The organism is Cupriavidus necator (assembly GCF_016127575.1).
Classification (GTDB): domain Bacteria; phylum Pseudomonadota; class Gammaproteobacteria; order Burkholderiales; family Burkholderiaceae; genus Cupriavidus; species Cupriavidus necator_D.
This window is the reverse complement of sequence record NZ_CP066019.1, coordinates 84,102-109,134: the sequence shown is the minus strand read 5'-3', so window position 1 is coordinate 109,134 and position 25,033 is coordinate 84,102. Positions and strand designations below refer to the sequence as shown.

Here is a 25,033-nt window from a genome sequence, read left to right as displayed (position 1 = left end):
CACCGCGCGCGAGGCGATGGCGCGGACGGGTCGCAGTGCCGGCGGATGCGGCACCGGCGAAGTACCTGCTCAGAACAGCGAGAGCTGGCGCATGCCGAAACCGATGGTCTCTTCCACGCGCGCACGGGCGTGGGCCAGCGAGCCTTCTGCGCCAGAGTAATTGCCGGCGGCCCAGTGGTAGACCACGGGGATATCGCCGCGCTCGGACAGGCGCACTTCGCCAAGCTTGTCGCCGCGTTCGTTGCGGTAGAAGTGTGAGCGATAGCCGCGCTCCCAGTGGGGGGCGACAACCTTCTTGCGCCGCCGGGGCTTCGGCGCGGAGCCGGCGGTGGACGTCGTGGACGTCAGTCGCCGCGCTCTATCGGTACCCGGCGTGATGGCGCGGGTGAAATCCAACTGCATAGACTTCCTCTTTGTCGATTCAGCAGAACCAGGGTCGGCGGGGGCTGCCGCCGCATGCTTCGTGCATCGCAGTCGAGATAATACCTGCTGGCGCGCTTTCTGTAAGCAGTTCGTTGCGCTGAATCCCGCCTCCGGCAAGGCTTAGCGGGCCGTATACCGGCTTCGTATACGTGTCGGTATACGTCGGGGTATACGGCCCGCGCGGGCAGCAAAGCCTTGCCAGTTAACGGCTTGCGGGCAGTCTGGCGTGCCCGCGGCAATCAGCCCAGGTCGAGCGGAATGAAGATGCGCGCATCGTCGCGCTGCACCAGCAGTGCCACCTGCTTGCCCGATTTCGATACCAGCGACTTGAGCTGTTCGGGCGAGCTGATGGGCGTGCCGTTGAGCGACAGGATCACGTCGCCCGGCTGGATGCCGACGCGCGCGGCGGGGCCGGCCACGTCCTCGACCACCAGACCGCCGTCGATGCCGCTGCCACGCTTCTCCGCCGGCGTGAGCGGGCGCACCGCCAGCCCCAGCCGGCCACCGGCCTCGCTGCCACCGCCCTTCTGTGCGACGGCCCGGTCCCTGGCCGTGCCCACCGTCACCGACAGCGTCATCGGCTGGCCCTTGCGGATGATCTTCAACGAGGTCTGCGTGCCCGGCTTGATATCGGCCACGTGCTCGGGCAGGTCGCCCGAATGGTCGATCACGTCATTGTCGAGCTGCACGATGACGTCGCCAGGCTTCAGGCCAGCGCGCGCGGCCGGGCTGTCGGGCTCGACCGAGTTGACCAGCGCACCAGTAGGCTTGGGCAGCCCGAACGATTGTGCAAGCGCCTGGTTCACCTCCTGCACGCTGATGCCGAGACGACCGCGCGTGACCTTGCCATGCGCCACCAGCTGCTGCTGCACCTTGGTGGCCACGTCGATCGGGATCGCGAACGACAGGCCCTGGTAGCCGCCGGTCTGGCTGTAGATCTGCGCATTGATGCCGACCACCTCGCCGCGCTGGTTGAACAGCGGCCCGCCCGAGTTGCCGGGATTGACGGCAACATCGGTCTGGATGAACGGCACATAGGTATCGTCCGGCAGCGAGCGCGACTTGGCGCTGACGATGCCCGCGGTCACGGTGTTCTCGAAGCCGTAGGGAGAACCGATCGCCAGCACCGGCTCGCCCACGCGCACCTGCGAAGGATCGCCCAGGCGCACGGCCGGCAGGTTCTTGGCGTCGATGCGGATCACGGCCACGTCGGTCTGCGGATCGCTGCCGAGCACCTTGGCCTTGAACTCGCGGCGGTCGGTCAGCTTGACCGTGACCTCCTGCGCGCCGTCGACGACGTGCGCATTGGTCAGGATCAGCCCGTCCGGGCTCACGATAAAGCCCGAGCCCAGTCCGCGCACCAGTTGCTGCTGGCCGCCTTGCGGACCCTGGAACTGCGGCCCGAAACGCTTGAAGAACTGGAACAGCGGATCGTCCGGATCGATGCCCGGGGGCATCTGCGCCGCGGTGCGCTGGGCGCGCGCGGTGACGCTGATATTGACCACGGCGGGCCCGTACTGTGCCACGATGCCGGAGAAATCCGTCGGCGTGGCCACGGCGGCCGCCGGCTGCGCTGGCGCGACGGCTGGCGCAGGTGCCGCGTACCCCGGCGTGATGACTTCCCTCTGCAGATAGGCATAGCCGCCGCCAAGGGCGGCAAGGGCCGCGATACCAACGGCCGTGCGAGCAATGGTCTGGCGCATCATGTGTGGTTCCTTTCCTTGTGCATCAGGCGTCGGCAGTTTGCGACGCGACACGGTCATGCTAGCGACCCAGACTTAAAACAGACTTAAGGGTCAGCACCAGGCCATACACGGGCGTATCGAGCACATTTCGGCGAAATGAAAATTTATCTTGCGCACAATCTAATTGCGTCTAATATATTGCCATGGAACGCGACAACGACCCCTCCCCGGATTTGCTGCTACTGGATCGCCAGCTGTGCTTTGCGCTGTATTCAAGCTCACTGGCCATGACCAAGTTGTACAAGCCACTCTTAAGTGAGCTTGGACTTACTTATCCGCAATATTTGGTGATGCTGGTGTTGTGGGAGGCGGAAACGCTGACGGTCTCGGACCTCGGCGCGCGGCTGGCGCTGGACTCGGGGACGCTGACGCCACTATTGAAGCGGCTGGAGACGGCGCGGCTGGTCACGCGCACCCGTGACGCAGCCGACGAACGGCGGGTGCTGGTCAGCCTGACCGACTCCGGCCGCGCATTGCGCCAGCGCGCAGCCCGTATTCCTGAACAGATGTTGTGCGCCACGCAGTGCCCGGTCGAAGAGATCCAGGCCCTGACGCAGCGCCTGCATGCACTGCGGTCGACGCTTGAACAGGCGCGGACCGATTCCAGCCTGCCGGACTGACGGCAAGCATTGATACGCCCCTCTCGGGCAACAAACCGGAGCCTTAGATGAAACTCGAAAAAGTCGTTTATACCGCCCATGCCACCGCCACCGGCGGCCGTGACGGCCGTGCCACCACGTCCGACGGCCAGCTCGACGCCAAGCTGGCCGTGCCCAAGGAAATGGGTGGCGCCGGCAATGGCCTGAATCCGGAACAGCTCTTTGCTGCCGGCTATTCGGCCTGCTTCCTGGGCGCCATGCGCTACGTGGCCGGCCAGCAGAAGATCACCGTGCCCGCCGATGCCACGATCGAAGGCGCGGTCGGCATCGGCCCGATCCCTCAAGGCTTCGGCATCCAGGTCGAACTGAAGATCTCGCTGCCGGGCTTCGAGCGCGAGGCTGCCGAAAAGCTGGTCGAACAGGCGCACCAGGTGTGCCCGTACTCGAACGCGACGCGCGGCAATATCGACGTGACGCTGACTGTGGTCTGATCGGCAAGCATGGAAAAGGCCGGTATCGCTTGCGCGATACCGGCCTTTTTGTTTTGTCGCACTGCCGGCTACCGGGCCGGCTCGGTTGCTGGCAGTTGCGCGCAAAATGCGCGCTTCTGTGTCGAACTCAAGCGCTTGATCTCGATTTCCGCTTTCAACGCTTCGGATTTCGTGTCGAAGCGCAATTGGCCCAAAACGCGTATGGGCTTGCGCGATCGCGTATATTTAGCGCCTTTTCCGGACAGATGCTCGGCGAAGCGGCGGGCAACATCGGTCGTGATCCCGGTGTAGATGGAATCGCCGGTGCATTCGAGCAGATAGAGGTACCAGGCGCTGTCAGCCGACATGGGATGGGTAATGGGGATTCAGCGGTAATAGTATTACGCCGGAGCGGCGGCGGCGAGCCATTCCATTTTCCGCCGCGCCAAAAGCAAAAACCCCCAGCCTTTTGGGGCTGGGGGTTCTGCGGAATAAGAGCCTGGCGATGACCTACTTTCACACGGGAATCCGCACTATCATCGGCGCGGAGCTGTTTCACGGACCTGTTCGGGATGGGAAGGGGTGGTTCCAGCTCGCTATGGTCACCAGGCATGAGGGGTTGCAGCGCTGAGGTTGAGGTCAACGCTGCGAATAGGGATGTAGTTGGGGTTGTGCGTATCTGGCACAAGGCGATCGACTCACCAGGCAAAACACACTGGTTATAGGATCAAGCCTTACGGGCAATTAGTACTGGTTAGCTTAACGCATTACTGCGCTTCCACACCCAGCCTATCAACGTCCTGGTCTCGAACGACCCTTCAAGGCGGTCAAGCCGCCAGGGAATCCTCATCTTCAGGCGAGTTTCCCGCTTAGATGCTTTCAGCGGTTATCTCTTCCGTACATAGCTACCCTGCGATGCCTCTGGCGAGACAACAGGTACACCAGCGGTACGTCCACTCCGGTCCTCTCGTACTAGGAGCAGCCCCCGTCAAGATTCCAACGCCCACGGCAGATAGGGACCAAACTGTCTCACGACGTTTTAAACCCAGCTCACGTACCTCTTTAAATGGCGAACAGCCATACCCTTGGGACCGGCTACAGCCCCAGGATGAGATGAGCCGACATCGAGGTGCCAAACACCGCCGTCGATATGAACTCTTGGGCGGTATCAGCCTGTTATCCCCAGAGTACCTTTTATCCGTTGAGCGATGGCCCTTCCATTCAGAACCACCGGATCACTATGTCCTGCTTTCGCACCTGCTCGACTTGTCGGTCTCGCAGTTAAGCACGCTTTTGCCATTGCACTTTAGGTACGATGTCCGACCGTACCAAGCGTACCTTCGAACTCCTCCGTTACACTTTGGGAGGAGACCGCCCCAGTCAAACTGCCTACCATGCACTGTCCCCGACCCGGATTCACGGGTCAAGGTTAGAACCTCAAACAAACCAGGGTGGTATTTCAAGGACGGCTCCACGTGAACTAGCGTCCACGCTTCAAAGCCTCCCACCTATCCTACACAGATCGGTTCAAAGTCCAATGCAAAGCTACAGTAAAGGTTCATGGGGTCTTTCCGTCTAGCCGCGGGGAGATTGCATCATCACAAACACTTCAACTTCGCTGAGTCTCGGGAGGAGACAGTGTGGCCATCGTTACGCCATTCGTGCAGGTCGGAACTTACCCGACAAGGAATTTCGCTACCTTAGGACCGTTATAGTTACGGCCGCCGTTTACCGGGACTTCAATCAAGAGCTTGCACCCCATCATTTAATCTTCCGGCACCGGGCAGGCGTCACACCCTATACGTCCACTTTCGTGTTTGCAGAGTGCTGTGTTTTTATTAAACAGTCGCAGCCACCATTTTATTGCAACCCCTTCACCCTTCTGGCGCAGGCCAGTCAAGCTACCAGGGCGTACCTTATCCCGAAGTTACGGTACCAATTTGCCGAGTTCCTTCTCCCGAGTTCTCTCAAGCGCCTTAGAATACTCATCTCGCCCACCTGTGTCGGTTTGCGGTACGGTCTCGTATGACTGAAGCTTAGAGGCTTTTCTTGGAACCACTTCCAATTGCTTCGCAGCACTAGGCCGCTCGCCCCGCATCCTTGAATCCCGCGCCCGGATTTGCCTGAGCGCCTTCTCCAATGCAGGGACCGGGACTTCCAACACCCGGACAACCTTCCGCGATCCGTCCCCCCATCGCATCATACGACGGTGCAGGAATATTAACCTGCTTCCCATCAGCTACGCATCTCTGCCTCGCCTTAGGGGCCGACTCACCCTACGCCGATGAACGTTGCGTAGGAAACCTTGGGCTTACGGCGAGGGGGCCTTTCACCCCCTTTATCGCTACTCATGTCAGCATTCGCACTTCTGATACCTCCAGCATCCTTTACAAGACACCTTCACAGGCTTACAGAACGCTCTCCTACCACGCACATTGCTGTGCGTCCGCAGCTTCGGTATATAGCTTAGCCCCGTTACATCTTCCGCGCAGGACGACTCGATCAGTGAGCTATTACGCTTTCTTTAAAGGGTGGCTGCTTCTAAGCCAACCTCCTGACTGTTTTAGCCTTCCCACTTCGTTTCCCACTTAGCTATATTTGGGGACCTTAGCTGGCGGTCTGGGTTGTTTCCCTCTTGACACCGGACGTTAGCACCCGATGTCTGTCTCCCGTGATTGCACTCTTCGGTATTCGGAGTTTGCTATGGCGGGGTAATCAGCAATAGACCCCCCAACCATGACAGTGCTCTACCCCCGAAGGTGAGACACGAGGCACTACCTAAATAGTTTTCGGAGAGAACCAGCTATTTCCAGATTTGTTTAGCCTTTCACCCCTATCCACAGCTCATCCCCTAACTTTTCAACGTTAGTGGGTTCGGTCCTCCAGTACGTGTTACCGCACCTTCAACCTGGCCATGGATAGATCATCTGGTTTCGGGTCTACACCCAGCGACTCAACGCCCTGTTCGGACTCGCTTTCGCTACGCCTTCCCTAATCGGTTAAGCTTGCCACTGAATGTAAGTCGCTGACCCATTATACAAAAGGTACGCCGTCACCCCTTACGAGGCTCCGACTGTTTGTATGCATGCGGTTTCAGGATCTATTTCACTCCCCTCCCGGGGTTCTTTTCGCCTTTCCCTCACGGTACTGGTTCACTATCGGTCGATCACGAGTATTTAGCCTTGGAGGATGGTCCCCCCATCTTCAGACAGGATTTCACGTGTCCCGCCCTACTTGTCGTACACCTAGTTCCACAATCGTGTTTTCGCATACAGGGCTATCACCTGCTAGGGCCGGGCTTTCCATCCCGTTCTGCTAACACCACTGCTAAAGAGTACAAGGCTCTTCCCATTTCGTTCGCCACTACTTTGGGAATCTCGGTTGATTTCTGTTCCTGCAGCTACTTAGATGTTTCAGTTCGCCGCGTTCGCTTCCCACACCTATGGATTCAGTGTGGGATGACCCATTCGGGCCGGGTTTCCCCATTCGGACATCTCCGGATCAAAGCTTGTTTGCCAGCTCCCCGAAGCTTTTCGCAGGCTACCGCGTCCTTCATCGCCTGTGATCGCCAAGGCATCCACCACATGCACTTGTTCGCTTGACCCTATAACGAGTGTGTCTCGATTGCTCGAAACCTCGCTACAGGATGAGTTCTCGCATTTGTGCCGTATTCCAAGTCATCTTTCGATCACTTAAATACATTTTGGTTGATACAATCACAACCCGGTATCGCGTCTTGTACTGCAGCGTCTCATCAACGCTCGCGCGACACCTTTACTACATCCCATATTTTTAAAGAACAGCCGATCTTGCGATCGCTTGGCAATGCCAAATGGAAACACTCGCCACTCATCGTCGCGATGCGCTTTCATTTGACAACCAATCCAAGGTACCAGGCAGTGGTGGAGGATGACGGGATCGAACCGACGACCCCCTGCTTGCAAAGCAGGTGCTCTCCCAGCTGAGCTAATCCCCCTTCCGGATAACTTGGTGGGTCTGGTAGGACTTGAACCTACGACCCCCGCCTTATCAAGACGGTGCTCTAACCACCTGAGCTACAGACCCTTGGCTGTAACAGCAAACAAACCGATAAGTGTGAACGCTAGGCTTGAGACACAAGCCTCTAGAAAGGAGGTGATCCAGCCGCACCTTCCGATACGGCTACCTTGTTACGACTTCACCCCAGTCATGAACCCTGCCGTGGTAATCGCCCTCCTTGCGGTTAGGCTAACTACTTCTGGCAAAACCCACTCCCATGGTGTGACGGGCGGTGTGTACAAGACCCGGGAACGTATTCACCGCGGCATGCTGATCCGCGATTACTAGCGATTCCAGCTTCACGTAGTCGAGTTGCAGACTACGATCCGGACTACGATGCGTTTTCTGGGATTAGCTCCCCCTCGCGGGTTGGCAACCCTCTGTACGCACCATTGTATGACGTGTGAAGCCCTACCCATAAGGGCCATGAGGACTTGACGTCATCCCCACCTTCCTCCGGTTTGTCACCGGCAGTCTCTCTAGAGTGCCCTTTCGTAGCAACTAGAGACAAGGGTTGCGCTCGTTGCGGGACTTAACCCAACATCTCACGACACGAGCTGACGACAGCCATGCAGCACCTGTGTCCACTTTCCCTTTCGGGCACCTAATGCATCTCTGCTTCGTTAGTGGCATGTCAAGGGTAGGTAAGGTTTTTCGCGTTGCATCGAATTAATCCACATCATCCACCGCTTGTGCGGGTCCCCGTCAATTCCTTTGAGTTTTAATCTTGCGACCGTACTCCCCAGGCGGTCAACTTCACGCGTTAGCTACGTTACTGAAGAAATGAATCCCCAACAACTAGTTGACATCGTTTAGGGCGTGGACTACCAGGGTATCTAATCCTGTTTGCTCCCCACGCTTTCGTGCATGAGCGTCAGTGACGTCCCAGGGGGCTGCCTTCGCCATCGGTATTCCTCCACATCTCTACGCATTTCACTGCTACACGTGGAATTCTACCCCCCTCTGACATACTCTAGCCTTGCAGTCACAAGCGCCATTCCCAAGTTGAGCTCGGGGATTTCACGCCTGTCTTACAAAACCGCCTGCGCACGCTTTACGCCCAGTAATTCCGATTAACGCTCGCACCCTACGTATTACCGCGGCTGCTGGCACGTAGTTAGCCGGTGCTTATTCTTCCGGTACCGTCATCGACCCCGGGTATTAACCAGAGCCATTTCTTTCCGGACAAAAGTGCTTTACAACCCGAAGGCCTTCTTCACACACGCGGCATTGCTGGATCAGGGTTGCCCCCATTGTCCAAAATTCCCCACTGCTGCCTCCCGTAGGAGTCTGGGCCGTGTCTCAGTCCCAGTGTGGCTGATCGTCCTCTCAGACCAGCTACTGATCGTCGCCTTGGTAGGCTTTTACCCCACCAACTAGCTAATCAGACATCGGCCGCTCCTGTAGCGCGAGGCCTTGCGGTCCCCCGCTTTCACCCTCAGGTCGTATGCGGTATTAGCTAATCTTTCGACTAGTTATCCCCCACTACAGGGCACGTTCCGATGTATTACTCACCCGTTCGCCACTCGCCACCAGGCCGAAGCCCGTGCTGCCGTTCGACTTGCATGTGTAAGGCATGCCGCCAGCGTTCAATCTGAGCCAGGATCAAACTCTTCAGTTCAATCTCTGTGTGGACCCGAAGGTCCTCGCTCTTTCGAGCGGTCGCTCACTCTCAGAAAACTGACTGACCAGATCCGAAGATCCAGTCACGTTTTGCTGTGCGAGCACTGTATAACTTGTGAAGCAACACTGTCCGAAGACAGCGGCGTCCGCTACCCAGCGCCCACACTTATCGGTTGTTTGGTTGTTAAAGAACTTCGCCGCCGGCTTTGCCGTTCAGCGCCGCTGCGTTGTCTGCAGCAGAGAAACGAGATTATGCAGAGCTTTCTTCGTTTCGTCAACCGTTTCAGCATCTTTTTTTGCTGCGGCCAGCGCGCCAACTTCGCTGCGCCAACCCTTCCGGTCGACCCCGCAACCCTTGCTGCGTCTGCTTTGCAGCGCTGCGTTGTGTTGCGAGGGGGCGAATATTAAGTGACCGCAGCGGGGTTGGCAAGGGGTATTTCGAAAAAAAGCCAACCCACCTGAAAAAGGCACTCCAAGCCACTTCAGCTCTCGGCGGGCGCTACTTATAGAATGGCTGTTCCGGCCCACCGGGCCGCTCTTTATAGATGGGGACGTTTGATGACTATCCAAGCGACCTGGCAACCAAGCCAGGGCAACAGCATCTGCCACCTGACCAACGGGACTGCCGAGTGGCAAGCCGACCTGGATGCATCCGCCGGCGGCGACACCCAATACCCGAACCCGCATGACCTGCTGGATTCGGCCCTGGCCGCCTGCACCACGCTGACTTTGCAGCTGTACGCCAAACGCAAGGGCTACGCCATCACCGAAGTCCATGTATCGGTCGGTCATGAAGATGCCAACGGGACCTACACCATGAACCGGGAGGTCAAGGTCAGCGGCGAGCTCACGCCCCAGATCCTGGATGACCTGCTCCGCGTGGCGAATCGCTGCCCGGTGCACAAGACCTTGTCGGGACAGTTTTCCATCCAGACGTCGATTGCCTGACCCACCCTGGCAAGATCACGCTGCTATTGTCACCTCAAATGATAATCGTTATTATTTGATGGCTCAGGCTGTGACACGTCCTGAGTCAGCAAATGGGTTCACCGGACACGGACGTGTCCGGTCTTTTCTTTCCGGCGACCTACCGTCGCGGCGGCCCCGTTCCGGCCGATTCCCTCCTGCCCGATGTCATCGTCCTGACGCACGTGGTGCGATACCGTACCTGGCGTGGACCAGGCGCGTGCCCCACCCGTTCGAGGGGCATCCTGCCCCGGTGTGTTGGCTGGCCCACCAAGGTTTCGTCGCTTTCCGGGCAAACCGGCGCCGTACGCTTTATCTGCCATGCACCGCAGGCTTACCATGAACGGAAAGCAGAACAAGTAGAAGGCGCCAACAGAAAGCGCCGATACATCGAAGCGAGCGGGGGGATTCCTTGACCAACTTCATCGAAGCGTATTGCGCGCAGGTTCGGCTTGCGGGCGCAGTCGGCGTGATCGCCAAACCGGTTGTGGTGGCACAGGACGGCACGTACGCCATGCACTACGTGCCCTGCGAATACCTGAACCCCCAGGCACCCCTGGTGCTGGTCAGCACCACGCCCGGCCACGCCCATGTGCGGCTGGCCGCCGCCGTCACCGAAGAACTGATGCGCGCCCATGCACCCGGCCGCGTGATCCAGCGCGAGAACAAGCGGCGCGTCGAACTGGGCGGCAAGCTGGTGCGGCCCAACCTGATCCGCATGCTCGACCACTTCCGGGTGCCCGAACTGGTTGGCCTGCCGCACGCCGCGGCATTGTGGAACGATGGGTTCGAGCGCCTGCAACCGCTTGCCTTGCTGCCGCATGCCACCACGCGGCGCGGTCTGGCGTTCGACGGACCGCTGGAAGAACTGCTGGAGACCCCGATGCTGCGCGAGGTATTCGAAGCGCGGTTCCTGGGCGCCGTGCGCCAGATGCGCACGGATGCGCTGTACATCGCGCTGGGCCGTACCGCCTGGGCAGGGCTGCGGCATGCAGTCAGCCGCCGGCTGCTGGCAAAGCACCAACTGCTGGGGATGATGCCAGTGCCAGCGCGCGCCGGCAGCATGGTGCGCTACTTCCTGCGCGAGATCGCCGCCAGCGACCTGTCGGCCAAGGATCCGGTGCGCCATCGCGTGGCCTGGCTCGATGCCGCCCATGCCGAGCTGGAAGCCAGCGTGCGCAAGCTGCGCGCTGCCATCCGGCCGGACCCGCACTCTGCCTACCTGATCGCGTAAGCGATCACTCGCATCAATGATTGTGCTCGACAGACCCCACCGAAGTGGGGTCTCGGCGATCCATGCTGTGCCGATAACGTCTCCTGAGGCATCTGACACGCCTCGCATTCCCGATTTTTGGCGGCCCCGCGTGGGCCGCGATTTTTTTGGGGATCGCCAAATGGCGTCGCCCGGTCAAGCAGCTACGCCGGTGGCGGCGTCTGCCCCACGCTTCGCCGCAGCGCATCCGATACCTGCGCCATCAGCGCGGCGTCGTCATCGACCGCGCGGCCGCTGGCCAACAATGCCTCGCGCACACTGACGACCTTGCCCGCGTCATAGTGCCGGCCGCTGTCGATGGCCGCTTCGAACGCATTGGCGCGCGCGTTGATCTGCACGGGGCCGGCGCTGACCAGCAGCACCGCATGGGCCAGCACCAGGTGGCGCTGCCCGTCGGCCGTTTGCATGGCCGCGGGTGCGCGCCGCCAGTACTGCGCCGTGCCGGCGATCTTGCGCGCGGCTTCGGGCGGGCCCCAGGCCAGGTTGTAGCGGCCGTCGCAGAAGGAACCGGCCACCGCCTGCCAGTGCGTGTCGACGCCCAGCGATTGCAGCGCGTCGCCGATGACCTCGCACAAGTGCAGGTAGACCGCGTCGCTGCGCGCGCCCGGCGGCTGTTCCACTGTGTAGGCCAGGCTCAGGTTGAGGATGCCGGGGCCCTGCGGCACCAGCCCGCCGCCGGACATGCGCAGGAATACCGGACATCCCTGCTGCGCGAAGTCGGCGCGCGCGGTTTCCAGCGCGGCATGGCGCAGGTAGGTGCGCGGCACCACCAGCGACAGCGGCGCCTCCCACAGCTGCGCCACCTGCCGGCCTTGTGCCGCGAGGTCGAGCAAGGCCAGCTCATCCTGCAGCGGGTCGCTGCCCGCCTGCCCGGCATGGGCCGCATCAATAAATTCAAACGGCATGGGATGGCACCAACCTCCGGATAGCAACGTGCCGAGTCTAGCAACACTAGGCATTGAGCGCATCGAAGTACGCCAGCGCCTTCGACGCGTACATGGCGCCGGGTCCGCCACCCATCTCGATATTGATGGCCAGCACTTCGGCGAGCTGCTCGCGCGTGGCGCGATGGCGCAGCGCCTGGCTGGTGTGGAACAGCACGCAGTCGTCGCAGCCCTTCTGCACCGCCAGCGCGACGGCAATCAGTTCCTTGACGGCGGCGGGCAGGCTGCCGTCCTGCGTGGCGGCCTTCATCACGCCCTGGAAGGCGCTCATGGCGGCGGGCTGGGCCTGGCCGAGCGCACCGAATTGCCTGTTGATCTCGGTCAGGCGGGTCTTCAGGTCTGTGGTCATGAGGTCTCCTGTCTTGAATTGGAACAAGGCGAGCTGGCCGAGCGGATGGCGCCCTGGGCGGCGCCATCCGCGCGCGGCATCAGCCGCCCAGATGCTTCTTCAGCAGCGCGTTGAAGTCATTGGCCTTCTCCATCTGGCTCATGTGGCCAGCATCGGCAAAGACCTTGACGGTTGCTCCCGGCGGCGCGGCTTCAGCGTGCGCGGCCGGGATGATCTGGTCCTGACCGCCCCACACCACCAGCACGCGCTTGCCGCTGTTGGCCAGCCGCTGGCCAGGCTGCTCGCTCTGGCGGCCGCCGCCGAAGAGTCCCTGCCCCAGCGCCGTCAGCGCCTCGGTGACGCCGTCCAGCCGCTTGTAGCGCAGCAGGTCGTCCAGCATCTGGCGGCTGACCAGCCCCGCGTCGGCGAACAGCAGTTCGACCACGGGCTTGAGCTCGCGCCGGGACTGGGCACTGACGAAGCCTTCGGTATAGCCGCTGTTGACGGCGTCGCCAAAGCCCACCGGCGACACCAGCGCCACCGACAGCACCCGCTGCGGTGCATCCACGGCCAGTTGCGCCGCCACGCCGCCGCCCATCGAATGGCCGACCACATGCGCCGCCTCGATCCCGGTCTCGTCCATGAAGCGCGCTACAAAGCCGGCCATCTGCGCCAGCGTCGTGCCCGCGAGCCGCGGCGACGACTGTCCGTGGCCGGGCAGGTCGAGCGCCACCACGGTGTACGCGTCGGCCAGGGGATCGAGGTTGAACAGCCAGTTGTCCAGGTCTCCGCCAAATCCGTGGATGAAGAGCACGGTTTCGGCGCCGCCACCCTTGCGGGCATAGCGGACCCGGATGCCGTCGACGTCGGCAAACTGGTACGCGGCAGCGGCGTCCTCTTCGCCAGCGTCGTCCGCCGGCGTTTCATAAGCCGCGACATAGTCATCGATTTGCGCATCGCTCACCTCCGCAGGTGCCAGCACGCCCAGCAGCGCCTTCACCGGCAGCACGTCGCCGGCCTGCGCCACCTTGCGGCGCAGCGTGCCGGCGTCGGGCGCCTCCACCGCATTGGCGATCTTGTCGGTTTCCACATCCAGGATCGGCAGGCCCACGGTAATCTCGGTGCCTTCGTCGACCAGCCACGCATTGACCGTGCCTTCCTTCATCGACAGGCCCCACTTGGGCATCACGATCGGGATAATCGTGGGGGAAATTTCGGTTGCCATCAGTGCTTGCCTCCCTTCATGGTCTTGCGCGCGGCGGCCGCGATCTGCGCGGCGCTGGGGATGTACAGGTCCTCCAGCGTCGGCGAGAACGGCACCGGCGTGTGCGGCGGGCACACCATCTCGATGCCGGCCTTGAGCGCGCCGAAGGCTTGCTGCGCAACCTGCGCGGAGATATCGGTGGCGATATTGCAGCGCGGGCTGGCCTCGTCCACCACCACCAGGCGGCCGGTGTTCTCGACCGACTCCAGCACCGTGTCCATGTCCAGTGGCGAGAGCGTGCGCAGGTCCACGATCTCGGCCTCGATGCCCTCCTTGGCCAGCGTTGCCGCCGCTTCGAGCGCGCGATGCACCATCAACCCGTAGGTGACGATCGACACGTCCTTGCCGTCGCGCACGATATTGGCCTCGCCGAACGGGATCGCGTAGGCGCCTTCGGGCACCTCGCCTTCCAGGCCGTACAGGTTCTTGTGCTCGCAGAAGATCACCGGGTCGTTGTCGCGGATCGCCTGGATCAGCAGGCCCTTGGTGTCGTACGGCGTGGACGGGCACACCACCTTCAGGCCGGGGATATGCGTGAACAGCGGCGTCAGCATCTGGCTGTGCTGCGCGGCTGCGCGAAAGCCCGCGCCGACCATCGCGCGGATCACCACCGGCGTCTCCGCCTTGCCGCCGAACATGTAGCGGAACTTGGCCGCCTGGTTGAAGATCTGGTCGAAGCAAACGCCCATGAAATCGATAAACATCAGCTCGGCGATCGGGCGCATGCCGCAGGCCGCGGCGCCGATGGCGGCGCCCACGTAAGCGGATTCAGACAGCGGCGTGTCCAGCAGCCGGTCGCCGTGCTTGGCGTAAAGACCCTTGGTCACGCCCAGCACGCCGCCCCAGGCGTCCTTCTCGCCGTCCGCGCCGGCGCCGCCGACGATATCTTCGCCCAGCATGATGACGCTGGGGTCGCGGGTCATTTCCTGGTCGATCGCCTCGTTGATCGCCAGCTTGATGCTCAGTTTGCGAGCCATGGTTTGTCTCCTGATATTGGGTTAGCGCGTGGCAGATCAGTAGCTGACGTAGACGTCGGTGAGCAGGTCTTCGGGACCCGGCTGCGGCGCGGCCTTGGCTTCCTGCACGGCATGCTCGATCAGCGCGGCGACCTCGCGGTCGATGGTGTCGAGTTCTTCGCGAGCGACCACTCCCGCCTGGGTCACGGCGCGGCCAAACAGCTTCAGGCAATCCTTGTTGGCGCGGATGTCGTCGAGTTCGCCGGCGGCGCGGTAGGTCTGCGCATCGCCCTCGAAGTGGCCATAGAAGCGGACCATCTTGCATTCGAGCAGCGACGGCCCGCCGCCTTCGCGCGCGCGCCGGATCACTTCGCCGGCCGCTTCATGGACGGCGAAGAAATCGGTGCCGTCCACCGTCACGCCCGGGATGCCGAAGCCGGCGGCGCGGTCCACGTAGCTGTCCACCGCGGTGCCGTAATCGCGCGAGGTCGATTCGGCATAGCCGTTGTTCTCGATCACGAAGATCACCGGCAGGTTCCAGACCGCGGCCAGGTTCAGGCTTTCCAGGAAAGTGCCCTGGTTGGAGGCGCCGTCGCCGCAGAAGGTGATGCCGACCTCGCCCTTGCCGCGGAACTTGGCAGCCAGCGCGGCGCCGCAGATCAGCGGCGCGCCTGCGCCCAGGATGCCGTTGGCGCCCATCATGCCCTTGGACAGGTCGGCGATATGCATCGAGCCACCCTTGCCATTGCACGAGCCGCCCTTCTTGCCGTAGATCTCCTTCATCATCGCCACCGGATCGACGCCCTTGGCAATGCAATGGCCGTGGCCGCGGTGTGTGCTGGCGATGCGGTCGCCATCGTTCAGGTGGTGCAGAATGCCGACGCCCGCGGCTTCCTCGCCCGCGTATAGATGGACGAAGCCCGGGATGTCGCCGCGCCCGAAGTCCACGTGCAGGCGTTCTTCGAAATCGCGGATGGTGCGCATCTTCCGGTACACCGTCAGCAACGTCTCCTTGTCGAGCGGCAGCGCGGCGGAATCTTGAGAAGCTCTGGCTGTCATGTCTGTCTCCTTCGTTTTCAGGTGTTGCACTTCAAGAAAGGGGAAAAGCGGGCGGACGCGGTGCCCGCGCGTCATCCCACCGCGGCGGGCTGCGGCAGGCTGCGCATCAGGTGGTGGCGCCCGGCATGGCGCATGCAGGCCGCGACGTCGATGCTGCGAAAGGCGTGGTCATGCAGGGTGACCGTGACTTCGTCGTCCGGGCCGAAGGCCAGCTCGCGCTCTCCGTCCAGCGCGACAATGCCGCTGCGCTGGCGCACGCGATGGGGCCGGCCGTGTTCGAGCCGCTGCCAGCCGGCCACCGGCACGGTGCACATCAGGCCGGGTGCGATCGGCGCGCACAGGTCGAATTCGCCTTCGCCGGGCGCGGCCAGTTCGATCGCGAGGCCGCCCTCCTCACGCCGGCCCACCGGCTCCAGCAGCCCGGCGATGGATGACAGGCCGATGGCCTCGGGGTCGGCAAAGGACACGTAGACGGCGGCAAGCGTGTCGGTCTTCCACAGGGCGCGCGCGCCGATGAAGTGCTCGTGCGAGATCACCGCATCCACCAGCGCAATATCGCGGCGAAAGCCGCCGTTGCCGTCACGGATGACGATGTCGAGCCGCTTGTTCGACGCCAGCGCCTGCGCAGGAGGAATGCGGCCCGTGGCATAGAGGCCGGTTGCCAGCCCGATGATGGTGGGCTCGCGCATTTCGGGGTAGGCATTGTTGGTGCCGGTCGACAGGCCCGCGATCGGCACCGCGCCGCACTCGCGCACCACCGCGCGGTGGGTGCCGTCGCCGCCCAGCACGATGATCGCGGCCACGCCCGCATCGGCCATGCAGCGCGCGGCGCGCAGGGTGTCGTCGACGCGCGCGGTGACCGGCATGTCGAGGTAGTCGACCGCGGGCAGGCCCGAGTCCGGCCCCTGCCGGCGTGCCAGGTGCCGCGCCAGCATGACGCGCAGGCCTTCGCGGTCGGGCATCATCAGCACGCGCTCCACGCCGCAGGAGGCCAGCGCGGCCAGCAGGCGCAGCACGATATTGACGCGGTCGGCCAGCTGCAGGCTGTTGGCGTTGGCGATCACACGACGGATGTCGCGCGCGGAAATCGGGTTGGCGATGATGCCGACCACTGGCGCGATCTGCGCGCTGGCGCCTGCTGCGTGCCCCATTGCCTGTCTCCTGTTGTCGTTGTCTTGCCAGGCGTATTTGCAATGGCTGTGCCAGTGCGCGCAGGCAGTGAAAACAGCGGAAACAGGGGTATCAGCCGGTCGGATCCGAGGGATTACCCCGAGACGGCAGGGCAAAAACAACGCTGCGCTGTGACAGGTGTCACAGCGCAGGTGTACAGGGGATGGACAACCGTATCGCACAGACGGCGCGCGTGCGCCGTGCTGCCTGCCGGCTTATGCGTCGGTGGGCTCCGGGCCGCCGTCGCGCCGGTTGGGCGACTGGATGCCGTAGCGCTCCATGCGCCGGTACAGCGTCATGCGGCTGACGCCGATCTGCCGCGCCACGGCGCTCAGGTTCCAGCCGGACGCGCGCAGGTATTGCATCAGCAGCATGCCTTCCGGCGGCAACTGGTGCGGGTCGAACGGTGCGGCAGCGGGTGACTGGGCGGGCCCTGGCTGCGGCAGGGCGGCGGACGGTGCGGGTCCCGCCAGGCTGTCAGGCAGGTCCGGCACATCGATATAGCCGTCGGCGCAGACCGCGCGCGCGTACTCCAGCACGTTGCGCAGTTCGCGCAGGTTGCCAGGCCAGCGGTGGCGGTGCAGCCGCTCGCGTGCCGCGGGCGACAGCGTGATCTCGCTGCCCTCTGCGCTCCCTTCCTGCAGCAGCTTGCGGACCAGCCAGTCCAGGTCGGTACGCGCACGCAGCGGCGGCAGCGTAAAGCGCGCGCCGTTGAGGCGGTAGTACAGGTCCTCGCGGAAGCGCCCGTCGGCCACCAGTTGCTCCAGGCTGTGGTGCGTGGCGGAAATGACCCGCAGCCGCACCGGCACCGGCCGCGCGGCGCCAACAGGCAGCACTTCGCCCTCGGCCAGCACGCGCAGCAGCCGCGACTGCAGCTCGCGCGGCATGTCGCCGATCTCGTCCAGGAACAGCGTGCCGCCGTCGGCCTCCTGGATCAGGCCGCGCTTGCCGCGCGGGCCTGCGCCGGAGAAGCTGTTGGGCAGGTGCCCGAACAATTCGCTTTCAATCAGTGTTTCAGGGATCGCCGCGCAGTTCACCGCTACGAACGGCCCGCCGCGGCGCGCGCTGGCAAGATGCAGCGCCTTGGCCAGGAACTCCTTGCCGCTGCCGGTCTCGCCGTGGATCAGCAGGTTGATCGGCGAATCGACCAGGCGCGCCGCGCGCTGCAACTGCAGCTGCAGCGCGGCATCGCCGCCGGTCAGCGCCGCCAGGGCATCCGGCATCGCCACCTGCGTTTCGGCGGGCGGCGCCTGCCAGCGCAGCGCGGGCGGCAGCACGCTCAGGTACAGCAGGCCGCCACTGCGGGTCAGCGCCACCAGGCGCTGCTCGCTCGGGCGCGAATAGACATAGTGGCCCAGGTCCTCCAGGCGCGCGTCGAACAGCGTCTCGAACCGCTGGCCCAGCACGGTGGCGCCCGGTGCGCCACCCAGCTCGCCTTCCAGCATCAGCCTGGCGCGGTGGTTATGGCCGACGATGCGGCCCGCCTCGTCCAGCGCCAGCAGGTATTCGGGATTGACGTCGACGAACTCCGGCGCCACGTTCAGCTTCAGGATCCAGTCGCGGCGGTGCGCGCGCAGGAAGTTGGCGTTCTCGATATGCGCGGCGTAGATGCGCACCATCTGCAGCGCCAGCCCCTGGCTGTCCTTGGCCTGCGGCGAGGTCAGCGCGGAGATGTCGAGGATGGCGTGCAGGTTGCCGTGCGTGTCGAACAGCGGCGCGGCGGTGCAGGTCAGTGGGATATGGGTGGCGTCGAAATGGTCGGCCTGGTGCACCGTCAGCGCCTGGCCCGTGGCCAGGGCGGTGCCGACCGCGCAGGTGCCGGCGCCGCTCTCGCTCCACTCGGCGCCCAGGTACAGGCCCGCGTGGCGCAGCGCGGCATCGCTGCGGGCCTCGCCGATATAGTCGACGGTCACGCCCTGCGCATCGGTCAGCAGCACCACATAGCCCAGGCCCGCCACTTGCCCATACAGGCTCTGCAGGCCGTGGCGCGCGATGCGCGCGAAGTCGTCGATGCGTTCCTGGTGTTCGCGCAGGCGCGGCTGCGGCAGGATGCGCGCCTCCTGCATGCGCGACGGATCCAGGCCGTACTGGTGCACGCAGCGGCGCCATGAGTTCTGGATGATGGCGTCGTGCGCGATCCGGTCCGCAAGCACGGCCGGCGGGGCAAGGTATGTGGTGACCTGGACCACCGTCTCGATGTGCTCGCGTTGCCGCAGGTCCATCGCTGTCTCCTGTCGTCGCTGCCGTCGGCCCCATGTTTCGGATGGGGCGGTGGATCGTGCGAACTGTCGGGCGCGTGCTGCGGGAGCCGCGCCTCTCTCGGTCTCGGGCCTTCTAATGTATCCGAGCGGATCGGCCGGGCGCAAACAGGATTCGCGGCGCGCCGGCGGGCACACGCCGCAAGTGCGGCGCACGCCATACCGGAGCATCGCAGGCGCTCAGAGCGCTGATGAGGTCTTCAGGCTACGCGCCGCATCGGCAGCGATGGCGAACGAGCGCAGGCGTGCCTGGTGGTCATGGATCTGCCCGGTCAGCATCAGCTCATCCGGGCGCAGGTCATCGACAAAGCGCTGCATGCCGGCACGCACGGCGTCGGGATCGCCCACTACCGAGCACGCCAGCGAGCGGCGGATATGGTCGGCCTCGCTCTCGGTCCACAGCGCTTCGATATCGTCCACCGGTGCGCGCAGCTGCCCCGGAGTGCCTCGCACCAGCGCCAGGAACTGCTGCTGCAGCGAGCTGAACAGGCGGCGCGCCTGGTCGCCGGTCTCGGCCGCGAACACGTTCAGGCCCAGCATCACATAGGGCCGGTCCAGCGCTTCGGAGGGCCGGAAGGTGCGCCGGTACAGGTCCACCGCCTGGCGCATGAAGCCCGGCGCAAAGTGCGAGGCAAAGGCGAACGGCAGGCCCATCGCCGCCGCCAGCTGCGCGCTGAACAGGCTCGAACCCAGCAGCCAGATGGGCACCTTGAGCCCGGCGCCGGGCACCGCGCGCAGGCGCTGGCCGGGGCGCACGTCGTCGAAATAGGCCTGCAGCTCTTCCACGTCCTGCGGGAAGGTATCGGCGCTGTCGGCCGACAGGTGGCGGCGCAAGGCGCGCGCGGTGGCCTGGTCGGTGCCGGGCGCGCGGCCCAGGCCCAGGTCGATGCGGCCCGGGTAGAGCGAGGCCAGCGTGCCGAACTGCTCGGCGATCACCAGCGGCGAATGGTTGGGCAGCATCACGCCGCCCGAGCCCACGCGGATGGTCCTGGTGCCGTTGGCGACATAGCCGATCAGCACGGCGGTGGCGGCGCTGGCAATGCCGGGCATGTTGTGATGCTCGGCCAGCCAGTAGCGGTGGTAGCCCAGCCGCTCGGCATGGCGGGCCAGGTCGAGCGAGTTGCGCATGGCCTGGCCGGCATCGCTGCCTTCAGGGATGGGGGCCAGGTCCAGCACGGACCAGGCCACGCCTGCGCCGTTGGGAATAGAGTCGTGATTCATGTGGTGGATGGCGGGCGACCGATGCCGCACGCGGGCAATGCGTATGGCCCGCTATCTTAGAGACCATGGCGCGATCGTGCTGGCGGCCTGATCGCGGCCCTTCGGGCGGCGTGGGTATCACGGGGGCGCGGGAAGGATTGAGTCGCGCCGCGCTTGCCCGTACCATGCAGCCCGATGCCAAGGAACAAGCGATGACACTCAAGACACTGGACGGTGCGCTGGCCCTGCTGACGCACTTCACCGTGCGCCAGCCGACCTGGGGCGTGCGCGAGCTGGCCAAGCACAGCGGCGTGCACTACGCCGTGGTGCACCGCGTGCTGGCGACGTTTGCCGCCAATGGCTTCCTGGTGCAGGACGCGGCCACCGGCAAGTATTCGCTGGGACTGCGGTTGTTCGAGCTGGGACAGGTGGTGCGCAAGAGCTTCTCGCCCGACGAGATCGTGCGCCCGGTGCTGGAAAAGCTCGCCGCGCAAAGCGGCGAGACCGTGTTCCTGTCGTGGCTCGATGGCCATGAGGGCCTGTGCGTGGGACTGGTGCAGAGCCAGCACCAGCTGCGCTTTTCGATCGAGCTGGGCGAGCGCTTCCCGCTCTATGCGGGCGCGCATGCCAAGGCGATGCTGGCCTTCCAGGACGATGCCTTCCGCGATGAGGTCTACCGCCAGGGGCTGGCGCGCATCGCCCCACACACGACGCTGGACCGCGAGCGCATCGAGCAGCAGCTGGCCGAGGTGCGCGAGCGCGGCTGGGCCCATACGCGCGAGGAAGCCGCCGCCAGCGTGGCCGGCCTGGCGTTGCCGCTGTGGTCGCGCGACCGCAGCGCGGTGGTGGGCTCGGTCGCCATCGCCGGGCCGCAGCAGCGGCTGGACCAAGCCGCGGTACCGCGCCTGCTGGAGGCGCTGCGCGATGCCAGCGGCCGGCTGGAAGACGTCATCGGCTTCGTGCGCTGACGCGCTGTCTCTTCACACCAGCAGCGCCTTGCCCACGGCCCCGCCCAGCACGCGCTGGCCGATCGCATGGCCCAGCGCGCGATAGCTCTCCCATTGCGCCTCATCGAAGAACTGGTCGCCGGTGGCCTCCTGCGGAAACGCGGGATGGGTCGCGCCGTAGTGGCGCACGTCGGCCGGCGCCCATGACACCAGCCGCGGCTTGAGCAGCACGATGCGGCAGGTGCGTGCGCGTGGCGCCCCGCACTCCGGGCCGGTGCGAAAGACATTGAGCAGCACCGCGCATTTGTCGCCGGTCGGCGCGCCCGGCAGGAAATCATCCGGCACGCCGAAGACACGGCTCAGCACCGGGTGCGTGGTGGCAGCCTCGGTATCGACCACGATCTCCAGCCCATGGTCGATGCGCGCCAGCCGGATCAGGTTGGCCAGGTCGCCGAAGCGGTAGTCGGGGTCGCCCCCGCAATCACACAGCACGATCAGCGAGACATCGCGGCCCGGGCGCAGCAGCTCGTACACGCCGGTGTTGTCGAAATGCCCGCCATCGGACAGGTACTGCCAGCCGCGCCGCGTGCCGTGGAAGCGCGCGCTCAGTTCGCAGCCCAGGTAGTACTGCGTGCGGAAAAGCGCGATGCCCGCGGCCAGCCATGGATGCGCGGCGCGTTCCGGATGGCGCCGCGCGCGGCCCCGGCGCCCGCCTTCGCGCGCGTGGCTGGCCGGATACGACGGCCACCATATGCCCAGACGCAGGTTCGCCAGGCCAAGCAGCATGGATGTGCCCAGCGTGGTCGCGCGCCCCAGCCTGGTGGAGACGGCCGCGCCCGAGATCGCCATCCAATCTCCCACCGTGCGCGATTCGGCCAGTTTGCCCGAAGACGGCCATGAAACGTCGGGGCAGCAACCCCGGCCGTCGATGGTAAAGCGCGCGTAGGCGTCCGGCGGGATCGCCGCCGCCACGCCGGACAGCACCACGCAGGGGCCGGGCGCCAGGCACAGCGGCTTGCCCTTGCGGTCGCGCTGCACCAGTTGCTCGGCCGGGTCGACGGTGAGATTCAGCGTGACGTTGATCAGGTGCAGCGGCGCCAGCACGCGCGGATCGTAGTAGGTGTTCAGGCTGAGCTGGTCGCCGGGCACGGGCTCGGCCACGCTGAAGCGGGCGCGCTGGCTGCCGTCGCGGCCGGCACTCGGGTCGGGAGCCGCGAAGCGCTCCCCGTTGGATGCGCCCAGGAACGCGCGCGTGAGCCGCGCCGCGTAGAACGGCTGCAGCGTCGACAGGTTCAGGAAGCCGGAGAAGCGCCCCGCCACCAGCGCCAGCACCAGGCTCACCACAGTGAACGTGGCCAGCGCCGGGCCGGTATAGGCGTTGCCGAACACCAGCCAGTCGACCGGCTCGCGCCCGTCCCAGCGCACCCACAGCACCAGCCACGACCACAGCACGAACAGCAGCAGGGCCAGCACCGCCGCCACCGCGCCCGCCAGCAGCGATACCGGCAGCCGGGCACACAGCGCGCGCCATGGCGTGTCGGTGCTGCCCTGGCGGCCGGCGTCGCGCCAGCGCGAACCGTAGCGCACCAGCCAGACCAGCACGCCCAGCACGGTTGCGGGCAGCGCCGCGCCCCACTGGTGGTGGGCCTGGTGGGCAAACAGGTAAGCGGTGCGTGCGATGGTGTCGGCAATGCCCAGCGCCGCCAGCCACAGGGTCAGCGTCAGCGCGCCACGCAGTGCGCGCGTGGCGCGCACGCGGTAGGCGGCCACGGTGCGCGGCTCGCCCTGCAGCAGCGCCAGGCACCACAGCACACCTAGCAGCGTCAGCACGCCCAGCGCGGCAAAGAGCTTGCCGATGACCAGCCCCGGACCGAGCCATTCCGACCAGCGCGCCGCGGCCAGCAGCATCAGGCCCAGCAGCGTGGCGAGCAGCGGCGCGGGGCTCAGGAAGCGGGCCGTCGCCTGCGGATCGTTGGCGCGCGGGTAGATCAGCCAGTAGGCCAGCCCGGGCGGCACCGCGCCAGCCAGCGCGGTGGCCAGCGGCAGCCACAGCAGCGTGCTCCACCAGATCGCGCATTCGCCCTGGTTGAAGGCCTGGCGCGCGTCGTGCAGCAGGTCCATCTCATAGCGCCCCAATCCGTAGGAAACCCCCACCGCGATGTGTTGCCCGAGCGCCAGCACAGCCAGCAGCACCAGCAGCGCGCTGCCGATCACGAAATGCATGGCCAGCCAGTTGCGCACCACCAGCGCGGCGGCATAGAGGTTGTCGCCGGCACCGGTGGGCGACAGGTAGCGGCCGTTCTCGCGCAGCCATGCGACCGCGCCGCGGCCGGGGTCCGCGGCATAGGACACCGAGGTATGGATGCGCCCCGGCGGCTCGCATTGCAGCGTGTGATAGGCGTCGGTGGCGGCCTGGACCGGGCCCGCGCCCCGACGCAGGCGGCCGGGCACGAACAGGCTGACGAAGAAGGCGCCGAGGTAGCCGCCGCCGCTGACGGTGGAGAGGTAGTCGAACTGCGCCAGCAGCGAGGCCAGGCCCGGCACGGTCTGCGCCGCGGCGGCGGCCGCCGGCGTCGCGGCTTCCGGCGCGGGGGCCGGCGCTGCCGCCTTGGCGGGCATCGCGGTGCCCGCCATCGCCTGCATCACGCCCAGGCAGAAGGTGGCGCTGCGGATGCCGCCGCCGGACAGTGCCAGGGCCCAGTTGCGCTGGCCATCGCCGGCGCGCGGCGCAATGCCGAGCTGGCGGCGGCGCTGGGCGATGCGGGTGGCCTCGTCGCCGGATCCGCCGGTTCCGTGGTGTTCCGCGGCCATGCGCGTCCTCCCGGTAACAGTCGGTCTGCGCCAAGTATAGGCGGCGGCGCTCCGCCGTTGCCGCCGCCGGCATTCGCCCGGCGCGGCCAGCCGGCCCCACGTTAACCCTGATTGTTGAGAGCCGGGACCAAGCCTAGCATTTCTCTGTATCAGAGACGCTGTCTCTTATATAGAGACACAAACAGTCGACGCAACCACCCGCCATGCTCAAGACCCTGGACGGCGCCCTGGCGCTGTTGACCCACTTCACCGCCCGCCAGCCCAGCTGGGGCGTGCGCGAACTGGCGCGCTACAGCGGCGTGCACCACGCCGTGGTGCACCGCGCGCTGGCGACCTTTGCCGCCAACGGCTTCCTGGTGCAGGACGCGCTTGGCCGCTACGGCCTGGGGTTGCGCTGGTTCGAGCTGGGACAAGTGATGCGCAAGACGTTTTCGCCGGCCGAGGTGGTGCAACCGGCGCTGGAAGCGCTGGCGCGCGAATGCGGCGAGACCGTGTTCCTGTCGTGGCTGGACGGTGGCGAGGGCTTGTGCACGGATATCGCCCAGAGCCAGCACCAGCTGCGCTTTTCGATCGAAGTGGGCCAGCGCTTCTCGCTGGACGCGGGCGCGCACGCCAAGGCCATCCTGGCATTCCAGCCGGAAGCGTTCCGGCGCCAGGTAACGGGCGACGCGCCCGAGCCGGAAGCACGGCTGGCGCAGATCCGCGCCGACGGCTGGGCCTACACCTGCGAGGAATCCGCCGCCACGGTGGCCGGGCTGGCGCTGCCGCTGCGCCACCGCGACACCCGGGCGGTGGTGGGATCGCTGGCCATCGCCGGCCCGCTGCAGCGCCTGACGCCTGAAGCTGTGCCGCGCTTGCTGGAGGCGCTGCGCACCGCGCGCAACACCATCGGCCCGGTGGCGGGTTTCATGCGCTGAGCGCGCGCAAGGCATCACATACAACAGACAAAACCAGACAAC

General features: G+C 65.0%; 18 protein-coding genes, 2 tRNA genes and 3 rRNA genes. 6 read left to right on the top strand and 17 right to left on the bottom strand.

Annotated features, from left to right (window positions below; all coding sequences use genetic code 11):
* Positions 1–69: 69 nt before the first annotated feature.
* Entirely contained in the window at positions 70–402 is a 333-nt protein-coding gene (locus I6H87_RS19515; RefSeq protein WP_010809792.1) for a hypothetical protein, read from the bottom strand.
* A 260-nt stretch (positions 403–662) separates the two neighbouring features.
* Positions 663–2,129: a DegQ family serine endoprotease gene (locus I6H87_RS19510; RefSeq protein ID WP_011616383.1), complete on the bottom strand. Its 1,467-nt coding sequence runs from the start codon at positions 2,127–2,129 to the stop codon at positions 663–665.
* A 182-nt stretch (positions 2,130–2,311) separates the two neighbouring features.
* On the opposite strand from I6H87_RS19510, the gene I6H87_RS19505 reads away from it, so the two are divergent.
* A complete protein-coding gene (locus I6H87_RS19505; RefSeq protein ID WP_011616382.1) occupies positions 2,312–2,788 on the top strand; it encodes a MarR family winged helix-turn-helix transcriptional regulator in 477 nt (158 codons plus the stop codon).
* A 47-nt stretch (positions 2,789–2,835) separates the two neighbouring features.
* Entirely contained in the window at positions 2,836–3,258 is a 423-nt protein-coding gene (locus tag I6H87_RS19500; protein WP_010809789.1) for an organic hydroperoxide resistance protein, read from the top strand.
* A gap of 68 nt (positions 3,259–3,326) precedes the next feature.
* Here I6H87_RS19500 and I6H87_RS19495 read toward each other — a convergent pair whose 3' ends face one another.
* The 6 genes from I6H87_RS19495 to I6H87_RS19470 all read right to left on the bottom strand — a co-directional run bounded on the left by I6H87_RS19495 (position 3,327) and on the right by I6H87_RS19470 (position 8,896).
* Positions 3,327–3,605: a GIY-YIG nuclease family protein gene (locus I6H87_RS19495; RefSeq protein ID WP_010809788.1), complete on the bottom strand. Its 279-nt coding sequence runs from the start codon at positions 3,603–3,605 to the stop codon at positions 3,327–3,329.
* A 129-nt stretch (positions 3,606–3,734) separates the two neighbouring features.
* Positions 3,735–3,847, bottom strand: a 5S ribosomal RNA gene (gene rrf, locus I6H87_RS19490).
* Between the two features lie 113 nt (positions 3,848–3,960).
* Positions 3,961–6,841, bottom strand: a 23S ribosomal RNA gene (locus I6H87_RS19485).
* Positions 6,842–7,137: 296 nt separating this feature from the next.
* Positions 7,138–7,213 (bottom strand) — tRNA-Ala (locus I6H87_RS19480).
* 12 nt (positions 7,214–7,225) lie between these two features.
* Positions 7,226–7,302: transfer RNA gene (locus I6H87_RS19475), tRNA-Ile, on the bottom strand.
* A gap of 62 nt (positions 7,303–7,364) precedes the next feature.
* Positions 7,365–8,896 (bottom strand): 16S ribosomal RNA (locus I6H87_RS19470).
* Together the 16S, 23S and 5S rRNA genes with 2 tRNA genes alongside form the textbook arrangement of a ribosomal RNA operon.
* 560 nt (positions 8,897–9,456) lie before the next feature.
* Between I6H87_RS19470 and I6H87_RS19465 the strand changes: the two genes are divergently transcribed.
* Positions 9,457–9,846: an OsmC family protein gene (locus I6H87_RS19465; protein ID WP_011616381.1), complete on the top strand. Its 390-nt coding sequence runs from the start codon at positions 9,457–9,459 to the stop codon at positions 9,844–9,846.
* Positions 9,847–10,276: 430 nt separating this feature from the next.
* Positions 10,277–11,098 (top strand): hypothetical protein, encoded by an 822-nt coding sequence (locus I6H87_RS19460; protein ID WP_010813533.1) that lies wholly within the window; start codon positions 10,277–10,279, stop codon positions 11,096–11,098.
* Between the two features lie 182 nt (positions 11,099–11,280).
* Here the strand turns inward: I6H87_RS19460 and I6H87_RS19455 are convergent, their stop codons facing one another.
* The 8 genes from I6H87_RS19455 to I6H87_RS19420 form a co-directional block, all read right to left on the bottom strand.
* On the bottom strand, positions 11,281–12,042 hold the full coding sequence (locus I6H87_RS19455) for a lipoate--protein ligase family protein (protein WP_011616380.1): 762 nt from the start codon (positions 12,040–12,042) through the stop codon (positions 11,281–11,283).
* A gap of 46 nt (positions 12,043–12,088) precedes the next feature.
* Positions 12,089–12,430 carry a carboxymuconolactone decarboxylase family protein gene (locus I6H87_RS19450; protein WP_010813531.1) on the bottom strand — a complete coding sequence of 114 codons (342 nt, stop codon included), beginning with the start codon at positions 12,428–12,430 and terminating at the stop codon, positions 12,089–12,091.
* Positions 12,431–12,509: 79 nt separating this feature from the next.
* Complete coding sequence (locus tag I6H87_RS19445; RefSeq protein ID WP_010813530.1) at positions 12,510–13,634, bottom strand: acetoin dehydrogenase dihydrolipoyllysine-residue acetyltransferase subunit; 1,125 nt, start codon at positions 13,632–13,634, stop codon at positions 12,510–12,512.
* On the bottom strand, positions 13,634–14,650 hold the full coding sequence (locus tag I6H87_RS19440) for an alpha-ketoacid dehydrogenase subunit beta (protein WP_010813529.1): 1,017 nt from the start codon (positions 14,648–14,650) through the stop codon (positions 13,634–13,636). Before I6H87_RS19440 ends, I6H87_RS19445 begins: the two co-directional genes overlap by 1 nt.
* A gap of 36 nt (positions 14,651–14,686) precedes the next feature.
* Entirely contained in the window at positions 14,687–15,688 is a 1,002-nt protein-coding gene (locus I6H87_RS19435) for a thiamine pyrophosphate-dependent dehydrogenase E1 component subunit alpha (RefSeq protein WP_011616379.1), read from the bottom strand.
* A gap of 71 nt (positions 15,689–15,759) precedes the next feature.
* Positions 15,760–16,839, bottom strand: coding sequence for an ATP-NAD kinase family protein (locus I6H87_RS19430; RefSeq protein ID WP_011616378.1), 1,080 nt, complete (start codon positions 16,837–16,839; stop codon positions 15,760–15,762).
* Positions 16,840–17,073: 234 nt separating this feature from the next.
* Positions 17,074–19,080, bottom strand: coding sequence for a sigma-54-dependent Fis family transcriptional regulator (locus I6H87_RS19425; RefSeq protein WP_198489265.1), 2,007 nt, complete (start codon positions 19,078–19,080; stop codon positions 17,074–17,076).
* Positions 19,081–19,296: 216 nt separating this feature from the next.
* On the bottom strand, positions 19,297–20,337 hold the full coding sequence (locus I6H87_RS19420; protein ID WP_010813525.1) for an LLM class flavin-dependent oxidoreductase: 1,041 nt from the start codon (positions 20,335–20,337) through the stop codon (positions 19,297–19,299).
* Between the two features lie 191 nt (positions 20,338–20,528).
* On the opposite strand from I6H87_RS19420, the gene I6H87_RS19415 reads away from it, so the two are divergent.
* The gene (locus I6H87_RS19415; RefSeq protein WP_037025844.1) at positions 20,529–21,284 is read left to right on the top strand and encodes an IclR family transcriptional regulator; all 756 of its coding nucleotides are present in this window, start codon (positions 20,529–20,531) and stop codon (positions 21,282–21,284) included.
* A gap of 12 nt (positions 21,285–21,296) precedes the next feature.
* On the opposite strand, the gene I6H87_RS19410 is transcribed toward I6H87_RS19415, so the two are convergent.
* Positions 21,297–24,074 (bottom strand): hypothetical protein, encoded by a 2,778-nt coding sequence (locus I6H87_RS19410; RefSeq protein WP_011616374.1) that lies wholly within the window; start codon positions 24,072–24,074, stop codon positions 21,297–21,299.
* 203 nt (positions 24,075–24,277) lie between these two features.
* Between I6H87_RS19410 and I6H87_RS19405 the strand changes: the two genes are divergently transcribed.
* Complete coding sequence (locus tag I6H87_RS19405; protein ID WP_062804620.1) at positions 24,278–24,991, top strand: IclR family transcriptional regulator; 714 nt, start codon at positions 24,278–24,280, stop codon at positions 24,989–24,991.
* Positions 24,992–25,033: the final 42 nt, after the last annotated feature.